Below are 18946 nucleotides of genomic sequence, written 5' to 3'. Positions count from 1 at the left end.
TTACTTCGCTTAAAAAGGAAAACATAAAAACCTCAGCACCAATACACCCAAATTGGGGTATTGGTGCTTTACTTGTATCCCTCTACATTATTCTTAATCCTTGTCTGTACGTTTTTTGCAGCATAAAGTTAGAATCAACCTTGGGGAATACCATGTCCAAAACAATAAAAAACACCTGTATTCTGGGCTGCGGCCTAATTGGAGAAAGCTGGGGCGCGTTATTTCTTGCTCATGGTTTTCATATTCATGCCTGGGATCCAGATCCTGGCGTCAGAGCCTACTACGCAGACCGCCTGCAACGCCCGCTTGAACAACTGAGTCAAGTGCTAGGCAAACCGATGCTCGACGCACAAGCCATCACGGCAAAACTAACGATTCATGAAACATTAGCCAGCGCTGTCGCCAATGCGGATTTCATCCAAGAGAACGCCCCCCGAGAAAATCCCGTTAAAACGCGACATCTACGCCGAAATTGAAGAAAATTCGCCAGATTGGGCTATTATCGCTTCCAGTACATCGGCATTAACTTGGTCAGACTTATCGCCTGACATGAAGAACCCTAAGCGATTAATTACGGCACATCCTTTTAATCCACCACACTTGATTCCACTGGTCGAACTGTTCGGTATCGACACAGAGATTCTTAACAAAGCGGACGCTTTTTACCGTCAATTAGACCGAGTGCCTGTACGCATGAACAAAGATGCGGTGGGTCATATTGCCAATCGTTTGTCTTCTGCGTTGTGGCGCGAAGCGGTGAATATTGTCGCGGAAGGCATTGCCGATGTGAGCGCCGTAGACGCCGCACTGGTTAATGGACCTGGCTTACGTTGGTCGGCGGTTGGTAGCCACATGGTGTATCACTTAGGAGGCGGACAAGGTGGCATTCGTCATTATTTAGAACACCTCGGCCCAAGCCAAGCTCGCCGCTGGGAAACATTAGGAACGCCAACGCTTTCTCCTGAAGTGTGTGATAAATTGATTACAGGCATTACCGAGGAAGCCGCAGGGCGCTCTATCAATGAGCTAGAAATAGAACGAGATGCCATTTTAATTGCCATGCTCAAAGCTCGGGGGACAACCAATGAGCACTAATCATTTAACCACGAAACCACGCATTGCTTTAATCCATGCCTTGGAAGAATCCGTGCTTCCCGCCAGAGAAACATTCGCGAAAGAGTGGCCTGACGCTTTTTGTTTCGACTTGCTCGACACTTCTCTGGCCATTGATTTAGCCGAGACAGGTAAACTCGATAACGACATGATGCAACGCTTTAGCGAACTGGCAGATTACGCCGCACGCACCACAGGCAAAGCCGATAAAACTGACGCCATCTTGTTCACCTGTTCAGCATTTGGCCCTGCCATTGATGCGGTCAAAACTCAGTTAAACATGCCCGTTTTACGTCCAAATGAATCCGCTTTTGCAGAAGCCATTCAAATGGGCGAACGCATTGGCCTGATGGTCACTTTTGGCCCTTCTTTGCCGGCTCTAAAAGCCGAACTAGAAACTATGGCGAAAGAGCAAGGTAAGGTCATTAGCATTGAGCCAATTTTGGTTGAAGGTGCCCTTGCGGCGCTAAAAAGCGGTGACGCTGACACCCACAACCGACTTGCTGCAGAAGCCAGCTCTCAGCTAAAAAATATTGACGTTCTGGTGTTAGGACAGTTTTCCCTAGCCAAAGCGGCTCCCGGTATTCGAGAGCGATTGGACATTCCGGTATTAACCACGCCGGAAAGCGCCGTCAAAGCCATACGAGCTTTGCTGAAATAGTCTTCTGATTTGATGCGCCCACTTTTGGGCGTATTACACTTTTCTCTACGACAAACTTAAACAACACTCGCCTGCTCTTATTGCTATGACTTGCAATACACATAAATGATAACTATTATCATTTATGTTACGTTATAACATTGCCTAAATAGGAGCACAATCAATGCGAAATAACATTCATCCGAACTATCGCACCGTAGTTTTTCATGACACCAGCGCCGATCAATATTTTTTAATTGGTTCAACATTAGAAACCAATCAAACTATTGATTGGCAAGACGGTAAAACTTACCCATATAGAACCATTGAAATATCTTCAGCCTCCCATCCTTTCTATACGGGCAAGCAAAGAGAATCTCAACTAGAAGGGCGAGTACAAAACTTCAGACGTCGCTATGGCACACGTTCAGCGAAAGGAAATAAATAATGCAGGTTCTTTCATCATTAAAAAGTGCGAAATTACGTCACAAGGACTGCCAAGTGGTAAAGCGCCGCGGACGTGTTTTTGTCATTTGCAAATCCAACCCTCGCTTTAAGGCCGTTCAAGGCCGAGGTGGAAAGAAAAAATAAACTCAAAGATGAGGTTGATGTTTTTCATAAACAGCCTAAAGATTTAACCCACCCAAAAATAAGCTCAAGCCCTGTAGCAATAGAAAGAATCAAACGACAATCAATCGCTTTTTATTGCTACCTCTTTAAACTGACTGCTTATTGCAAAAATCCAATACCTCATTCAGCGGCAACGGATGGCAGAAGAAGTATCCTTGTATTTTTTGAGCGCCTAGCTCTTGCAGTACTTCTAGCTCGGCCAAAGTTTCTACGCCTTCGCCAAGTACATTGCTTTTGGTTTCCTTGGCGAAGCCAATTAATGCAGCGACCAAGGCTCTTTTTCGATGATCTGAATTGATATTAGCGATCAAGCTTCGGTCTAATTTAATGATGTCCGCTTGTAGTTCCAATATATGCTGGAAACTTGCAAAACCCGCTCCAGCATCATCGACGGCAAGTCGCATACCGCGTTTTCGAAACGGTTCAATCGCGCTTCGAAATACGTTGTAATCTGAAATAGCCTCTCGCTCAGTCACTTCTAAAATGATGCGATGCAAAGGCGCTTTATCTAACATGGATTGTAGATAAGGCGAAGCAAGATGCTTAGGAGAAACATTGAGTGTTATGTAATATCGCTCAGGAATATCGGGCAACAGACTGAGTGCTTCTTCAATAGCAAACAATTCCAAGGCTTCGCCAACACCAGAAACATTCGCTTGATTAAACCAATAATCAGGCGAACGATATGGCTCGGTTTGAAAGCGCGCCAAGCATTCAAAACCTTTAATGCACTTTCTTTTAAAGTCATAAATCGGTTGAAAAAAAATAGTGAGTTGTTTGTTATTGATGATGTCGAAAATATCGTCTCTTGCGGCCTGCTGTATTTTGCTAGCTTGCAGATCTTTTTCTATGTTACGTGCGGCAAACTTCGCAAATAAGATCAAAATTGATAAGTCTTTACTCGATAAGTCATCATTGGCTTGCGCACTGAAACAACATAATGTGCCGTAAATTTTATTATCGGAAAGGTAAATCGGCACACCAATATAACTGCCGATGTCCAACATCTTTGTCATCGCTAAGTTTTTAGTGATGCTATTTTTTGACGTATCTGGAATGATATTAGGCAGTTTTTCATCAGCAATCATTCGACAATATGTGGCGTTGCTGTGGTCTGTATGGCCTTTTTTTAAAATCGTACCGCATCTGTCGTTCTTATCTAGATGCAACATTTCTCGCTGGTCATGATGAAATCGAGATAAAAAAGCAACATCCATTCCTAGGTACTGACGGATGGTTTGAACCAAATTGTCTAAATCTTGGTTGAGCGACGCAGTCAGTAAGTCTTCTTCGATGCGCCCTTCATCTTGCATACTAAAAATCGCTGACAATAAATCAACATCAGACTGTATTTTTAGCACTTTCATATCACTCATTTGTCACCTCTGAGACACCATGTTTTAAATCCGGCATTCTCATACCTGAACATCAATAAAGTCTATCAAAGGAAGTGCTACTTTTTATCGGCAATTTCGATGCACTTGCGTAACTATTTGAGTCAGAGGTTTTTTCTTTATTTATTTCTGTAAGCAATTGCAGGCTTAAGTAAGCAAATCAGTCCAGAAACGCCGCTCAGTCCGATATTTTGTAATTTTTTGAAAATTGAGATGGGGAGACCACAAGGAAAAGCTTCACCCGATAATGGCTAATAAACGTCCTCCAAATATCGACCTTGAGCTTTTAATGCATCGACATTAATTTGCAATGGTTTAAGAATGTCGTTCATCGCCTGAGTGACGCCAGCGGACATGTCTCGGCCACCGCAGACCAGAATCTGCGCACCTTGCTCTAACATTTGTCGCACCGCGTTTTGATCTTGTAATAGCTTGTCTTGCACATAATTTTTTTCAGTTATTTGACCTGAGACTTGATCTTTTGCCTGCGAGAAAGCCGTTTGTAATCCCGTCAAACGATTATCGTCAAGGTAACGACCAAGATCTGGCTGATAAAGAAAATCCGCTTCTTCACTGCGTCCGCCCCAGTAAAGGAACATCGGATTGCGCTGAGTATTTTTACGAATAAAGCCCGCCAAGGGTCCGATTCCAGCACCTGCGCCAATTAGAATCACCGGATGACTACCGACCGCAGGGCGAAACTCAGGATTTTGACGGATAAAACCTTCAATGCCGTCTCCGAGTTTTAAACCATGCAAATAACCAGAGCAAACGCCATGTAACTGTTTGCGTACGCAAATTTCCAACACACCATCGGTTGTGGACGATGCTAAGGAATAAAAACGCGCTACCTCGTCTCCCGGCGGAACAACTCCCAGTAAATCGCCCGCTTCAAAAAGGGGCAACGAATCCGTGCCCGCAGCGCGAAAACGAAAAATACTCGTGGCCGCCAAGCCTTCTATTCCATAATCTTCACGATCTATCAGCGTCAGTTTGACGGTCGGAGTCGGCTGGAGATTATGAGTTAACGTCAATGGAATGCCAGTCGCCTCGGTAATTCGATTGCCCCATTCACGGAATTGCGCGGTGGAACCACGATTGATCAAACCGACCGAATGCAGGCGAGCTATGTCTTTGTTTTGCAGAGCTGAGTCCACATTCAACGCATACTGACAAAATTGTGGAAACTGCTGATCGCCAAAACCTAATACGGCAAATTGCAGCGTTTGACCCGTCTGAAAAGTGGCCAGTTTCGCCAAAAACTGATGGGCAGAAGACGGCGCATCGCCATTGCCATAAGTCGAGGTTAAAATAAACAGTCGCTTAGCTTGTGGGTAATGTTCAGCCAATGCATTCATCTCAGCGCAATACACTTTACAACCCGCTTTACTGAGATTGGCTTGCAGATCTCGGGCAAATCCCCACGTAGTATTGCCTTCAGATCCAACCAGAATAATGGTATCCGCTTGATCAATTTCCACTTTGTGGATCTGGTTATTAGCTTGAGCTATGGCCGAACGACGACGCAACCACCAAGACTTGGTGCCAGTATAAGACAACACAGGCACAGTCAACGCTGAGGCACCTAGAATAAGCCCTAACCACCACAAACCTTCGCCAGTGTGTAATTTCGTCACCCACTGTTGCAGCGCACCGCTTTCAGGCAAAGACTCAAAAGAAAGCCATTGTCCAGTTGATTGATCAACAAAACCAGCGCCATGACGTGTCGTAACGGAATAAGCGTCTTCGCTATCGTCTGGAACAGGGAATATCAACTCTCGCATGTCAGTAAGGTCGATTTTTGTTAACGCAGATAACGACGCAACGGGAGCCGGTTGACCACCAGAGACAGCATCAGGAAACGTCACATCAACATAAGTATGATCGGTAAAAACACCAAAACGCATTGTCGACATATAGGCGCCAGTTAAAGAAGAAAGCAGCAAGCCAAGTACCGCGAAGCGCGCTAACTCCGAATGAATACGTTTACCGCCCTTGCCTTTAAAAGGTTTGACTAAGGCTTTCCAACCACCAATGCGGCGTACTAATAAAAAGGTTCCAGAAAGACAGATCAACACCATAAAGCCAGCGGTCACACCAGCCATAATTCGGCCGGTGTCACCCAATAAAAAAGAACGATGCAAATCTTTTACCCAAACCATAACAGCGGAAGGCTGATACGGCGCGATGCTTTTGCCTGTTAACGGATTCACTAAATCGGCACGAGATGCGTCGTTTTGTTGATAATGAACAATGACCTCGCCGGAAAGATCTCGCTCGATGCGTTCTGCTTGTGGAAAATGCGCCTTCACATGTTGCGCTAGCGTTGCAACGCTTACCTCGCCTACAGCAGGAACCACCGCCGCCGCTCGATGCAACGTCGGCATCAAAGACAATACCGCGCCAGTACAAGCCAGCGTCATAACAAACAACACCACCGCCAAACTAGGTAATCCGTGCAACTTGCGTAACATAACCTTCACTCCGCCTGCTTATTTAAAATCGTAGGTAAATGACATGACGTAGCCAGATCCAACCACAGCCTTGCCAGAGCCGGCCGTGGTAAACGGCGTCGACACATCTGCTTTGTTGCGTCTGGCATCTTCTACTGCCGTATCGATCACGATCTGATAGCCAGAATCGATTAAGTTATCTGGAATATTTTGTGTAATGGTTAACGATCTGCCGCTGGTGACACTCGCTCCAGTTTTGCCATCATACTCCGCCGGCTTTTTGCCACTGGCACGAGACCAACCCCGTAAATCTGAGTAATACTTACTCTTTTTGCCAGCGACCCAGATGGTTTGTTGGTACTTACCATTTTTGTCCAAAATATAAATAGCGAAATAAGCGCCGCTGCCGCTGTAACGAGCAAGTTGTGTTATAAACGTGACGTCACGAGCCTGTGCTGACATGGACAGCGCCAAGCCTGAAAGAATGCTTAATACCAATAGAATGTGTTTCATCGTGGTTTCCTTTTTAAATCTGATAACAACACTCTATAACCCTTACCTGACTCTGAACTGAACGCCGATATTTTTTATCAAGACGAAAGTTCTTAGCAAAAACGAATATCCCTAAAAAACCGATATAGACTTTTTACTACCAGCGATTCAGGCTAATGTCAGGTCAATGAGCTAAGATGGCGTTTGTCATTGATTAAATACATCACTCTACAACGACAGAGGTGAACATGCGGGTGCTCTTGGTAGAAGATACGACAGGATTAGGAGAAGCCGTTCGGGATCAGATCAGTGATGACGGTCACGCCGTAGATTGGGTACAGAGCCTGAGTTTTGCACAAGCCAGCGTGCAAGCCACCAGCTACAATTTGATTCTGCTCGACCTCATGTTGCCGGATGGCAATGGCTTTGATTTTTTAAAACGTCTTAGAGCATCAGGAGATTCAACGCCGGTGATTATTCTTACCGCTCGGGATCAAGTATCTGACCGAATTGAAGGACTAAACGCCGGAGCCGACGACTATTTAATCAAGCCATTTGATCTTTCCGAATTGTCTGCTCGTGTCGGCGCTGTTGCCCGACGTTATCGTGGCGATCCAAATCCGCTGGTCAAAATCGGCCATTTAGAAATAGATCTGGGTGAACATCGCATCAAAGTAAATGGGCAAGCCGTGGAATTGACCGCCCGTGAATGGGCACTATTTGAAGGTTTTGTACAACGTCCGGGGGCGCTCTTGTCTCGCTCACAACTTGAAGATCGCTTGTACCAATTCGGTGCCGAAATCGAGAGCAACACCATTGAAGTCTACATCAGTCGATTACGCAAAAAGCTGGGCCGAGAAGCCATTATCACAGTAAGAAACATGGGTTATCGTTTGGAGACTTATGAGCACGAATAGCAGCTTAAAAAAAAGTTTGAGCATCGGTCTGACGTTAGGCGTTTCGTTACTTTGGTTATTGGGTGCTATCAGTTCCGGCTTAGTCGTACAAAAGGAAATGAACGAATCCTTTGATAAAGCGCTCAAAAAATCGGCTCAACATATTTTACCCTTGGTAATTTCTGATACTTTTACCCAACAAAAAAACATCAACCGTCTTAGTATTCCAACGTTGGAAAACGACGACGAATACCTCACCTACGTGGTTCGTGATCAGCAAGGCAATGTGCTGTTAAGATCCCATGATGCGGATCCAGAAATATTTGGTGATACCTTGCAATTGGGCTTTTCAACTACCGCGACCCATCGCATTTACACTAGATCGGCATTGGATAATCGTGTTTACATAGAAGTCGCAGAACCACTCGATCACCGAGAAGAAGACCTCATGGAAGCCGGCATTGCACTACTTTTACCTTTGGTATTTTTAGCGCCCATTAGTTTATTGGGGATTTGGTGGGTCATTCGACTCTCATTAAGAAAAGTGGTGGTCTTTCAACATGCTATCGAAGAACGCGGCTCGGGAAATCTATCTCCTGTGGAAATGGCAAAACTTCCAAAAGAGTTCAAACCCATTGCGGTGGCCGTCAATCGTTTGCTAGAGCGCCTACGACGCACTCTGGAAGCAGAACGCAGCTTTACCGCCAACAGTGCCCACGAGTTGCGTACGCCGTTGGCAACCGCTCTAGCCAAGGTACAGCGCCTCAAACGCCATGTCCAAGATGAACAAATGAAACAACAAATTACCGACGTCGAAGCGTCATTACAAAGTCTATCAAAGCAGTCTGAGAAATTACTGGAACTGGCCAAGGCAGAAGGCGGCGGCGCGTTATCACAAATACCGAAGGACCTTGTTCCAATATTGAAAATGATCGCAGGCGATTTTGTTCGCCAAACACCAGAGCGCATTAATTTAATTCTACCAAAAGGTGACGTTAAATCTTTGTTAGACCCGGATGCTTTTGCCATTCTGGCGCGCAATTTGATTGAAAATGCGCTCAAACATGGACAAGGCAATCAACCAGTAGAAGTCAGCTTATTGGAAGACGGCACGCTGCGAGTAGTGAATGACTGCGATATTATTGCGCCACAAGACCTTGTCACATTGCGTAATCGATTTGTACGAGCCAATACTAATGCGTCAGGCTCAGGTTTGGGGCTCGCCATTGTTGATGCCATCACCAAAGGCGCAGGAATCGTCTTGCATCTTAGATCTCCGGCAACAGGAAAAGCGGCTGGCTTTGAAGTTGAATTAAACCTACACCCAAGCACGAACAACAAGCTGTAATATCCGTGGTTTACCTTTAGCCGTTGACGACATCGTAGGCTTGTTGTGCATGCTTTACTTGTCCAATATTTTGCTCTGCCCACTGGGCAAATTGCTCTATGGTTTGGGCGAAGTCATGGCCTAAGCTGGTTAACTGATATTCAACAGTAACTGGCACCGTCGCAAAAGCAGTTCTCGTAAGCAGCCCATCTCGTTCTAGTTGTTTGAGTTTTTGCTACAAGACTTTTTGCGAAATGCCTTCGACTTCTCGTTTAATCTGATTAAAACGAAAAGCTTCCTTTCTCAGTAAACCAATAATTAACAAGGTCCAATGATCGGCAAGACGATCAAAAAAAGCTCTGGCTGGGCAATTTTTAGAATAAATGCTGTACGCTAACAAATCTGTCTTGTTCTGCATGGTAGTTTCTCTTAAGTAACCTAGTCACTAAAAGGTTACTTCTTGTTTAGTTGGTTTCCAAAATATACTATCAATTGCGCTTATATGAGTCGAGTGCTCGACTTTTTACATAGTATTTATCTACATAACACTGGAGTGAGTAATGAAAAAGACAGTAGTGGTTTTCTTCTCTGGATACGGACATACCAAACGCGTTGCAGAGTATGTTGCGAAAGGTGCTAACGCAGAAAGCGTTCAAATTGATGAAAATGGCGACATCACTGATGCGGATTGGGATACTTTGAACGCTGCAGACGCGATCATTTTTGGTGCTCCAACTTACATGGGCGGCGCACCTTGGCAGTTCAAAAAATTCGCTGATGCGACCTCTAAGGCTTGGTTTACTCATGCTTGGAAAGACAAAGTCTTTGGTGGTTTTACCAACAGCGCAAGTTTAAACGGTGACAAACAAGTCACTCTTATTTACCTACAAACACTAGCTTCTCAACATGGTGGCATCTGGGTAAGTTTGGGACTTCCACCAGCTAATGCGCTTGCAGCTACTCGTAGCGACGTAAATAATCTAGGTGGCTCTGTTGGTGTTTTGGTTCAATCTCCATCTGATGCTGGTGACGACGCAATCCCTGAAGGCGATTTAGAAACTGCTCGTCTTTACGGCGAACGCATTGCAAATATCGTAGGTCGCTTCAATTAATTAAGTATTGTTTTGATTTTTCAAACGGCATGGCTTTCCATGCCGTTTTTTGCTTTTTATAAGCAGCACTCTCACCTCTCCAGACTGTCCAATTTATCCACATAAGTTGCTGCTTTGTTTCTTTGTAAATGACAGCTTAAGGTGCTTTAATTCTTCGACTATACGCTGACGCATAATTTTCTGAACCGCTGTCTTATTCGAACTCCAGCGCACACTAACAATCCAAAGAGGAAATACTCATGGTCACTGCTATTATCATGCTGTCTGTTGAGAAAAAACACATCAACCAAGTCGCTGAAAAACTCGCTTCCATTGAAGGTTTGTCTGAAGTGTATTCAGTGAGTGGTTCATATGATATCGCCGCTATTGCTCGTGTGCAGACCAATGACCAACTATCTGAATTGGTGACACAACACCTTGCTCAAATCGATTATATTTTGAAAACAGAAACCATGTTGGCGTTTCAAGCTTATTCCAAACATGATTTAGAAGGCATGTTTTCCGTAGGTGTTTAACCTTTAGGAGTATTAGATTATGAGTCACCTTCATTCTGGATCTTGGCTATGTGGCGCGGTTAAATTTGAACTGGAAGGCGAGTTTCAAAAGTTCTTTCTTTGCCATTGTAGCCGTTGCAGAAAAACCTCTGGCAGCGCTCATTGTGCCAATTTATTCGCGCCGGGCGCGACGCTTACTTGGTTGAGTGGCGAAGACAAACTCAGCTTTTATCGATTAGAAGACACTAATTTTGCTCGCACTTTTTGCTCTGTGTGTGGCTCAAATGTACCGACCGATGCAAAATCTCGTGGTTTAGTCGTTGTCCCTGCTGGCAGCTTAGACACTGACGTCGATATCACACCGCAAGCACATATTTTTACTGGCAGCAAAGGCAATTGGGATGAGCACTTAGGCGATGTTCCCGCTTTCGAGACCTTGCCAAGCTAGAAGCTTGATAGCAAAGATAGATAACGAATAGCCTAACTATTAAAAAAGCCAATGAGATGTCAGAACATCGCCGTTGGCTTTTTTATTGAGTTAAAGCTCACTTAAACGGCGAGCGGCCTCAAGCAATGTACTTTCTTCTTTGGCAAAACATAGGCGAATAATGCGCTGATCCTTTGGCGGCCGCTGATAAAACACACTGATAGGAATCGCGGCCACGCCAACTTGATCAATAAGCCATTCACAAAACCCCACATCGTCCAAATCACTGATCGCGCTGTAATCCAATAATTGAAAATACGTGCCTTCGCATGGCAGTAAGGTAAAACGGCTGTTAGCCAGTGCGTTTCTCAGTACATCGCGTTTTTGTTGATAGAATGCCGCCAAGCCAGCACTCGCTTCGGGCAACGCAATAAGGTGCTCCGCCAAGGCTTGCTGCAAAGGCGTGGCGGTACAAAAAGAGACAAATTGATGCACCTTTCGCAGTTCCACGGTTAACTCTTTTGGCGCCACAATGTAGCCAACTTTCCAACCTGTTAGATGAAAGCTTTTACCAAAAGAAGACACCACCAAGCTGCGCTGTGAAAGCTCGGCATGTTTGTGAACACTGACTGCGGAGTCGCCAAAATGAATAAATTCATACACTTCGTCGGACAATACGTAAATGTCACGAGTCGAAATAGCTTGCCACAGAAATTCTAAGTCTTCCGCTAACCAACAGCTTCCCGTTGGATTGTGTGGCGTGTTCATTAAGACCAAGCGCGTTTTGTCAGTCAGCAAATCAGCAAACGCCTGCCAATCTGGACGAAAATCCGGTGCCGTTAATGTCACTCGACGACAAATACCACCGGCTAAGGTCACCGCTGGCTCATATAAATCATAAGCGGGATCAAACAAAATCACTTCATCGCCGTTATGTACTAACGCCGCAATCGCATCAAAAATGGCTTCAGACGCACCGCTCGTCACCGTAATCTCATCCAGAGCGCTGACTTTTCGGCCATAATGACGTTCGATCAAACTGGCAATGGCGTCTCTTAACATCGGCAAGCCAGTCATGGGCGAGTATTGATTATTACCGATTAAAATTGCCTGTGATGCGCGCTCTAATAATCGAGCATCAGGCGGAAAATCGGGAAAGCCTTGCGATAAATTGATCGCGCCTTTTTCAGCGGCTAACGCCGACATTCTGGTAAAAATAGTTGTGCCGACAGACGGCAGCTTGGACATAAGTGCGGAAACAATAGTCACGATAATCGACCTTAAAAGAAAAGAAATTCAGCTAAGTTAAAAGACTTCCCCATAAGACGTCAATCATCTTTAACCAATAATCGTATCGCAACAAAAACGCGCCATATGAATAGCTCAAAAACAAAAACGCCAAGGCAAAAAGCCTTGGCGTTTTTCATACAAGCTATGACGGTATTTTTTACGCAGTCATAAAAGGATAGTCTGTGTAACCTTCTTTGCCTGCTGAGTAGAAAGTATTTGGGTTAGGCTCATTCAGTTCGGCATCGGCTTTCACGCGTTCTACTAAATCTGGGTTTGCGATAAAGGCTTTACCGAAAGCCACGCTGTCAGCTTGACCACCGGAAATCGCTTCGTTCGCTTCTTCCGCCGTATACCCCATGTTCACCATAAGATGACCCTTGTATGCTTCGCGAGCGATTTTCACTGGTTCCACATCATGAGTGCCGAAGAAATCCGTACGCATCAAATGCAGGTACGCCAGATCAAAGCGGTTAAGCTGCTCACAAAGGTAGCGAGTCCAAGCGGCGGCATCGCCTTCTTTCATGCTATTAAAGCTATTCAGTGGCGATAAACGCAAACCAACACGGCCGCTGCCCATGACTTCCGTTACCGCTTCGAGTATTTCCATCAAGAAACGAGAGCGATTTTCCAAAGAACCGCCGTATTCGTCAGTACGTTGATTAGCGCTTTCACGCAAAAATTGATCAATCAAATAACCATTTGCACCGTGAATTTCGACGCCATCAAAACCGGCTTCTTTTGCATTGATCGCCGCTTGGCGGAAATCACCGACAATCTCTTTGATTTCATCAACTGTTAATGCACGTGGCACAGTGTAAGCTTGCTTGCCTTCTGGCGTATGAGTTTCACCATCGATAGCAATCGCGCTGGCAGAAACCGCTTCTTTGCCACCATTTAATAACGGATGACAAGCACGGCCGGCGTGCCAAATTTGCATAAAAATACGGCCTCCTTTTTCATGAACTGCGTTTGTTGTTAGCTTCCAGCCTTCAATTTGCTCTTGAGAGTAAATACCTGGATCGTCACCGAACGCAGAGGTGCCTTCTTTAACCATGGTGCATTCAGTAATCAAAAGACCGCCGCTAGCACGTTGTGAATAATATTCGGCCATCAAAGCATTCGGCAGATGACCTGGCGCACGAGTGCGGGTCAAAGGCGCCATAATAAAACGGTTTGGCAGTTCTAGATCGCCTAATTTAACAGGGCTAAAAAGGTTTGTTGCTGTGTTTGTCATGATGAACTCCAGAATAAGTTTCAATCTTGAAATCAAGGATAAACTCTACATATGGCAGTTATTTGAAAAAACAATCTCGTGCACTTTTTTTCCTGAATGATAGTTCCAGATGCATTAAATAGTAGCTCAAAAAATAAGCGCGATGAGTACTTGCAGAGCAACTTTTCAAGGACTATATTGCGAGCACCAGACGATGGTTATGTCGCCTTTCTTTTACCCGCTAAAACACGTTCTGTGTGAGGGAAACCACTGTAATGACATCTGATTCCAGCAGGCCAATGGCTCCTTTTGGCACCTTGTTAGGCGTTGCGCCGGGCAATGTGCCAGTTTATTCTTCCGATTACGATTCCGCCGATGATAATGAACTGCCTAACCGTCATGCTTATCGTAGCTATGTGGACGGTATTTTCATGGGGTACAAATGGCAATGCGTGGAGTTTGCTCGGCGTTGGTTGTATTTCAACAAAGGTTATATCTTTGATGATGTCGCCATGGCTTACGATATTTTTCGCCTTACCTCAGCGCGCTTAATTGTCGACGAAAGCCGCTTGCCGCTAAAATCATTTCGCAATGGCTCGTTACGTCATCCTGAAGTCGGTGCCTTGCTCATTTGGAACGAAGGCGGTGAGTTTGAAGTCACTGGCCATGTGGCGATTGTAACCAAAGTCTTGCCAGATCGTTTGTACTTGGTTGAGCAAAACGTTGGACATCAAGTCTGGCCTGATGGGCAGGATTACTCTCGAGTGCTCGATGCTCGTATTAGCGAAGACGGCGGCTATTGGTTACGTTGTTCTTATGGCGATGCTTCGGTTATGGGCTGGGTAATACAAACTGACGATGATCTACATGCTGAAAATATTGCGCCTGAAGATCCAGCGTTATTTGATTTACAAATACGCCATGTAGCCAACAAAGGCCAAGCTTCTCGTGCTTGGTTAAATGTAGCGAATCCAGCTGAAGAAGCCTTTGTCGATATGATGGGCGGACACAAACTCGCCAGCCGACCGGAAGACGACTACAAATACATGGTGATGACGGAAACCGCCGAACGTGAGTTAAAACGCGCCACCAACGAATTACACGCCTTGTTTATGCACGCCACCGACTATGTGTTACAAAACGAAGAATTGCTGTCCAGCTTTAACATTCCCTCTGCTTTATGGCCTAAAATTCATCAATCTTGGGACAACCGCCGTAATCAGATGATCACTGGTCGCTTTGATTTCAGCCTTTCCGCTCAGGGCATCAAGGTCTATGAATACAACTGCGACTCGGCTTCTTGCTACATGGAAGCGGGCATTATTCAGGAGAAATGGGCCAAACATTATGGCGCGACAGAAGGCGAAGGTTCAGCGACAGAATTGGTCGATGAATTGATCGAAGCCTGGAAAAACAGTGATGTGAAAGGTGTGATTCACATCATGCAAGACACGGATCTAGAAGAAAACTATCACGCGCTTTTTATGAAACGCACCATGGAAAAAGCCGGACTAGATTGCAAAGTGATCAAAGGTGTCAGCAGCCTAAGTTGGGATAAAGACGGTGACGTTGTCGATGCTGACGGCGTTAAAATTCGTTGGGTATGGAAAACCTGGGCATGGGAAACCGCATTGGATCAAATCCGTGCGGAATGCGATGACGACGAACAACGTCTTCGCAATTACCAAACCGATGTACCTCGCAGTGAAGCGCCACGTTTAGTCGATGTTTTATTGCGTAAAGACGTGATGGTCTATGAGCCACTTTGGACGCTTATTCCTAGTAATAAGGCGATTTTACCGGTTTTATGGATGCTTTTTCCCGATCATCCGTACTTGTTGGAATCGTCCTTTGAATTAAGCGACGCGCTAAAAAATAACGGTTACGTGAGCAAACCTATCGCTGGTCGCTGTGGTTTTAACATCAGCCTGTACGATGGCGAAGACGCCTTAATGGAAGAAACCGCTGGACGTTTTTCTCATCAAGATCAAATCTTTCAAGCTTTATGGAAACTACCGGACATTGAGAGCTATCGTTCACAAGTCTGTACTTTCTCAGTAGCCGGACATTACGCTGGCAGTTGTTTGCGCGTTGACCCAAGCTTGGTCATCACTAAAGACAGTGACCTCATGACCTTACGAGTGATTGAATAACACGCCAAACCATTGAATTCACTTGCAGTTATATCAAAGCCTTTGCCTCAGACGATGAAGCAAAGGCTTTTTTTTGACATTTAACTATTGACTATAAAACCATCAACTCTTAGATTACATAGAAAATATAACACGTGTAACATTTATTATGTCTGAACGAATGATTCACCAAACCGAAGCAACCCGGGGAAAAATCATCAACATTGCCGAAGCACTTTTTATCGAAAATGGCTTTGCTGATACTCAAATGAAAGACATTGCGGCGGCCACAGGCATGAGCCGTAATACCTTATATCGCTACTACCAAGACAAGTACGATTTAGGGTTTTCTATTCTTGTAGTCGTCATTAAGCGCAAGATTGAGGTTTATGAAGGCATCATAGAGAAAATCAAAGCTCGACATTATTCTAGTATTCGCGAAGGCCTTGGCGTGTTAATGCAGGCCTATTCGGACATTCAATACGAAAGCGATGATCGCTTCATTGCCGAATTTGATGGTTACTATGCTGGATCGCGCATACCAACCGAATTCCGAGACAAACTGACACAATTATTACCAGACACAGTTAGCCAATCCCTCACTAACATTGTCGCGCTAGGCCAAGCCGAAGGCAGCATTCGTAACGATGTTCCTGCCGCTTATTTGGCGGTGACATTATTCAATGCCGTTCCCATATTTTTCCGTCGTATGCTGTTACGCCGTGACGCCTTAATGGAAATTGAAAGCGAGGCGATTCCACGACTCACTCCTGTGTTAATTCAATTACTACTCGATGGTATGAAACCGTCCCCACAACTCTAGAAAGGATGAAACGATGAATAATACAAAAATAAAACAACTCTTAGCCGAACTAACTCTAGAAGAAAAAGCCATGCTCTGTACTGGCAGGGACTTTTGGAATCTTCACGGCATTGAGCGTTTAAATTTACCTTCCATCATGGTGACAGACGGACCTCATGGTTTACGCAAACAAGCAGGCGAAGGCGATCACGTTGGTCTAAATGCTGCGGTAAAAGCCACTTGTTTTCCAACAGCTTCAGGACTTGCCTCCTCTTGGAATACCAAACTCATTGAAGAAATGGGTGTGGCGCTGGGCAAAGAATGCCGCGCCGAAGATGTGTCTGTTTTACTCGGCCCGGGTACCAATATTAAGCGCAATCCACTAGGTGGTCGTAACTTCGAATACTTTTCCGAAGACCCATTACTTGCTGGTGATATGTCAGCGGCTTGGATCAAAGGCGTACAAAGCCAAGGCGTGGGTACAAGCTTAAAACATTTCGCAGTGAACAATCACGAACACTGCCGAATGACAGTCGATGCGGTTGTCGATCAAAGAACCCTACGCGAGATTTACCTACCGGCTTTCGAGAGAGCGGTTAAGCAAACCCAACCTTGGACGGTCATGTGTTCTTACAACAAGGTTAATGGCACCTACGCCGCAGAGCACAAACAACTGCTAGACGATATTCTCGTGAAAGAATGGGGCTTTGAAGGCATTATTGTTACCGATTGGGGCGCAAATAACGACCGTGTTGAAGGCGTTAAAAACGGCCAGCATCTTGAAATGCCAAGCTCTGGTGACATGAATACCAAGAAGATCATTACAGCTGTCGAGAACGGCCAACTTACGATTGAGGCGTTAGACAAGTCCGTCGCTCGCGTATTGGAACTGATTCTGAAATCCCAAGCATCTTTAGAAGCCGATGCGGTTCACGCCGACTTAAATGCTCATCATGAACTCGCAGCCAGAATCGCAGAAGAAACCTGCGTATTGTTGAAAAATGATGGCTTATTACCTGTTACCACAGGAAAGAAAATCGCCGTCATTGGTGCTTTAGCCAACAGCACTCGTTACCAAGGTGCTGGCAGCTCTAAGATTAATCCATTCAAATTGGAACAGCCTCTTAATCAAATCAAACAACAATTTGGTGCTGATAACGTTACTTACACTGCGGGCTATCACCTAAATGATGCGGAAGATAGTGCTGAAATCGCCAAGGCGGTTGAACTCGCAAAACAAGCCGATGTGGTCTTTTTGTTTGCAGGTCTGACGCCAAAATATGAGTCCGAAGGCTTTGATAGACAGCACTTAAATCTGCCACAAGTTCAACTTGATCTTATTGATGCACTTGGCGAACAGCTCAGCAAAACCGTGGTTGTTTTACAAAATGGCGCGCCCGTACTATTACCTTTCGTAGATAAAACCGCCGCCATACTGGAAGCCTATTTAGGCGGCCAAGCAGGCGCTTCTGCTATCGCCAAAGTCCTTTCTGGTGAGGTAAACCCAAGCGGTAAATTAGCCGAAACCTTCCCTGCGAGTTTAGACGATGTCCCCAGTCAGCCGTATTTCCCAGGCTCCACTAAGCAAGTGCAGTATCGTGAAGCAATTTGGGTTGGCTATCGCTATTTTGATACCACCAGCACTGAGACGCTTTTCCCATTTGGTCATGGCTTGTCGTACACCAATTTCACCTATTATCATTTGAAATTACTCAGCGGCGATAAAGCGCAATTTAATGAAAGCGATTCCATCAAGCTACAAATCACTATTACCAACACTGGAGATAAAGCAGGCGCGGAAGTGGTGCAGTGTTACGTAGGGCAAAAGTCACCTTCTCAACCGCGCCCAGCGAAAGAATTAAAAGCGTTTAAGAAAGTCTTTTTAGAACCCGGTGAAAGCAAAGAAATCACCTTTGAACTGGACTATCGTGCTTTTGCCTATTGGGATGAAGCGCAATCCTCTTGGGTGGCTGAAAGCGATGAATATCAGATTCATATTGGCTCTTCTGTGGCAGACATACGAGATACAGTCACTATCGCCTTAGAAACAGGCATCGTAGCCGAGCAACCAAATTCCGCTTTGGCTACGTATTTTGATCCAGCTAAACGCGACTTCAACGACGCAGCTTTTAGAGCTTTATTGGGTTACGACATCCCAACACCGACACCAATTACACCTTACACGGTGAATTCAACCTTGGGCGACATTGCCAAAGAGCCATTAGGCAAGCCTCTTTTCGAGAGCATGCTGTCAATATTTACCAAGATGATGGGAGGAGATCAAAACGATTCTGCAGCAGAGGCAGATCGTCTGATGGCAGAATCCATGGTGGCGGATATGCCGTTGCGCAATTTACCTGTGTTCAATAGTCAGCAGTATTGTGAAGAAGATATTCTGTTATTGATCAATTCTATGAATAACGACATAAAAATGTAAAACCTATGCAGGCAGTAGAAATACCTTGGTGTTTCTACTGTTTTTATTCATATGGAACCATCTAAACAAAAAAGCCTTAAGGCTTTAATTGAAG

The 18946-nt window shown here is 45.1% G+C and carries 18 protein-coding genes and 1 pseudogene; 13 read left to right on the top strand and 6 right to left on the bottom strand.

The window, feature by feature from the left end:
* Window positions 1–152 precede the first annotated feature (152 nt).
* From ACO05V_RS03985 to ykgO, 5 genes are all read left to right on the top strand, one after another.
* The gene (locus tag ACO05V_RS03985) at window positions 153–476 is read left to right on the top strand and encodes a 3-hydroxyacyl-CoA dehydrogenase NAD-binding domain-containing protein (protein WP_421847737.1); all 324 of its coding nucleotides are present in this window, start codon (window positions 153–155) and stop codon (window positions 474–476) included.
* A complete protein-coding gene (locus ACO05V_RS03980; protein WP_421847735.1) occupies window positions 406–1095 on the top strand; it encodes a 3-hydroxyacyl-CoA dehydrogenase NAD-binding domain-containing protein in 690 nt (229 codons plus the stop codon). Before ACO05V_RS03985 ends, ACO05V_RS03980 begins: the two co-directional genes overlap by 71 nt.
* A complete protein-coding gene (locus ACO05V_RS03975) occupies window positions 1085–1774 on the top strand; it encodes an aspartate/glutamate racemase family protein (RefSeq protein ID WP_421847733.1) in 690 nt (229 codons plus the stop codon). Before ACO05V_RS03980 ends, ACO05V_RS03975 begins: the two co-directional genes overlap by 11 nt.
* Window positions 1775–1937: 163 nt before the next feature.
* Window positions 1938–2201, top strand: coding sequence for a type B 50S ribosomal protein L31 (locus ACO05V_RS03970; protein WP_421847731.1), 264 nt, complete (start codon window positions 1938–1940; stop codon window positions 2199–2201).
* Window positions 2201–2344 carry a type B 50S ribosomal protein L36 gene (gene ykgO / locus ACO05V_RS03965; protein ID WP_421847729.1) on the top strand — a complete coding sequence of 48 codons (144 nt, stop codon included), beginning with the start codon at window positions 2201–2203 and terminating at the stop codon, window positions 2342–2344. Before ACO05V_RS03970 ends, ykgO begins: the two co-directional genes overlap by 1 nt.
* Window positions 2345–2469: 125 nt before the next feature.
* Here the strand turns inward: ykgO and ACO05V_RS03960 are convergent, their stop codons facing one another.
* From ACO05V_RS03960 to ACO05V_RS03950, 3 genes are all read right to left on the bottom strand, one after another.
* Window positions 2470–3759 (bottom strand): sensor domain-containing phosphodiesterase, encoded by a 1290-nt coding sequence (locus tag ACO05V_RS03960; RefSeq protein WP_421847727.1) that lies wholly within the window; start codon window positions 3757–3759, stop codon window positions 2470–2472.
* Window positions 3760–4028: 269 nt separating this feature from the next.
* Window positions 4029–6251 (bottom strand): PepSY domain-containing protein, encoded by a 2223-nt coding sequence (locus tag ACO05V_RS03955; RefSeq protein ID WP_421847725.1) that lies wholly within the window; start codon window positions 6249–6251, stop codon window positions 4029–4031.
* 18 nt (window positions 6252–6269) lie between these two features.
* Entirely contained in the window at window positions 6270–6743 is a 474-nt protein-coding gene (locus ACO05V_RS03950) for a DUF2271 domain-containing protein (protein WP_421847723.1), read from the bottom strand.
* Between the two features lie 227 nt (window positions 6744–6970).
* Here ACO05V_RS03950 and ACO05V_RS03945 point away from each other — a divergent pair, with 227 nt between their 5' ends.
* Together ACO05V_RS03945 and ACO05V_RS03940 are read left to right on the top strand one after the other, a co-directional pair.
* Window positions 6971–7639 carry a response regulator transcription factor gene (locus tag ACO05V_RS03945; RefSeq protein ID WP_421847721.1) on the top strand — a complete coding sequence of 223 codons (669 nt, stop codon included), beginning with the start codon at window positions 6971–6973 and terminating at the stop codon, window positions 7637–7639.
* Window positions 7626–8966, top strand: coding sequence for an ATP-binding protein (locus ACO05V_RS03940; protein WP_421847719.1), 1341 nt, complete (start codon window positions 7626–7628; stop codon window positions 8964–8966). The genes ACO05V_RS03945 and ACO05V_RS03940 overlap by 14 nt, the downstream gene beginning before the upstream one ends.
* A gap of 16 nt (window positions 8967–8982) precedes the next feature.
* On the opposite strand, the pseudogene ACO05V_RS03935 reads toward ACO05V_RS03940, so the two are convergent.
* Window positions 8983–9363: pseudogene (locus ACO05V_RS03935) on the bottom strand (winged helix-turn-helix transcriptional regulator).
* Between the two features lie 142 nt (window positions 9364–9505).
* Between ACO05V_RS03935 and ACO05V_RS03930 the strand changes: the two are divergent.
* From ACO05V_RS03930 to ACO05V_RS03920, 3 genes are all read left to right on the top strand, one after another.
* Window positions 9506–10057, top strand: a complete 552-nt coding sequence (locus tag ACO05V_RS03930; protein ID WP_421847717.1) for a flavodoxin family protein — start codon at window positions 9506–9508, stop codon at window positions 10055–10057.
* A 239-nt stretch (window positions 10058–10296) separates the two neighbouring features.
* Window positions 10297–10572, top strand: coding sequence for an Lrp/AsnC family transcriptional regulator (locus ACO05V_RS03925; RefSeq protein WP_111637212.1), 276 nt, complete (start codon window positions 10297–10299; stop codon window positions 10570–10572).
* 19 nt (window positions 10573–10591) lie between these two features.
* Entirely contained in the window at window positions 10592–10999 is a 408-nt protein-coding gene (locus ACO05V_RS03920) for a GFA family protein (RefSeq protein WP_421847715.1), read from the top strand.
* 90 nt (window positions 11000–11089) lie between these two features.
* On the opposite strand, the gene ACO05V_RS03915 is transcribed toward ACO05V_RS03920, so the two are convergent.
* Both ACO05V_RS03915 and ACO05V_RS03910 read right to left on the bottom strand, forming a co-directional pair.
* The gene (locus ACO05V_RS03915) at window positions 11090–12247 is read right to left on the bottom strand and encodes a methionine aminotransferase (RefSeq protein ID WP_421847713.1); all 1158 of its coding nucleotides are present in this window, start codon (window positions 12245–12247) and stop codon (window positions 11090–11092) included.
* A gap of 178 nt (window positions 12248–12425) precedes the next feature.
* Entirely contained in the window at window positions 12426–13502 is a 1077-nt protein-coding gene (locus ACO05V_RS03910; protein ID WP_421847711.1) for an alkene reductase, read from the bottom strand.
* Between the two features lie 254 nt (window positions 13503–13756).
* Between ACO05V_RS03910 and gss the strand changes: the two genes are divergently transcribed.
* The 3 genes from gss to ACO05V_RS03895 all read left to right on the top strand — a co-directional run bounded on the left by gss (window position 13757) and on the right by ACO05V_RS03895 (window position 18852).
* Window positions 13757–15634, top strand: a complete 1878-nt coding sequence (gss, locus tag ACO05V_RS03905) for a bifunctional glutathionylspermidine amidase/synthase (RefSeq protein ID WP_421847709.1) — start codon at window positions 13757–13759, stop codon at window positions 15632–15634.
* A 148-nt stretch (window positions 15635–15782) separates the two neighbouring features.
* The gene (locus ACO05V_RS03900; RefSeq protein ID WP_421847707.1) at window positions 15783–16436 is read left to right on the top strand and encodes a TetR/AcrR family transcriptional regulator; all 654 of its coding nucleotides are present in this window, start codon (window positions 15783–15785) and stop codon (window positions 16434–16436) included.
* Between the two features lie 13 nt (window positions 16437–16449).
* On the top strand, window positions 16450–18852 hold the full coding sequence (locus ACO05V_RS03895; protein ID WP_421847705.1) for a glycoside hydrolase family 3 C-terminal domain-containing protein: 2403 nt from the start codon (window positions 16450–16452) through the stop codon (window positions 18850–18852).
* The last annotated feature ends 94 nt before the right edge of the window (window positions 18853–18946 follow it).

Origin of the sequence: Marinomonas sp., from assembly GCF_965225885.1 — a bacterium.
Classification (GTDB): Bacteria; Pseudomonadota; Gammaproteobacteria; order Pseudomonadales; family Marinomonadaceae; genus Marinomonas.
Note: the sequence above shows the minus strand (reverse complement) of the source record. Positions and strands in the feature narration are given on the sequence as shown.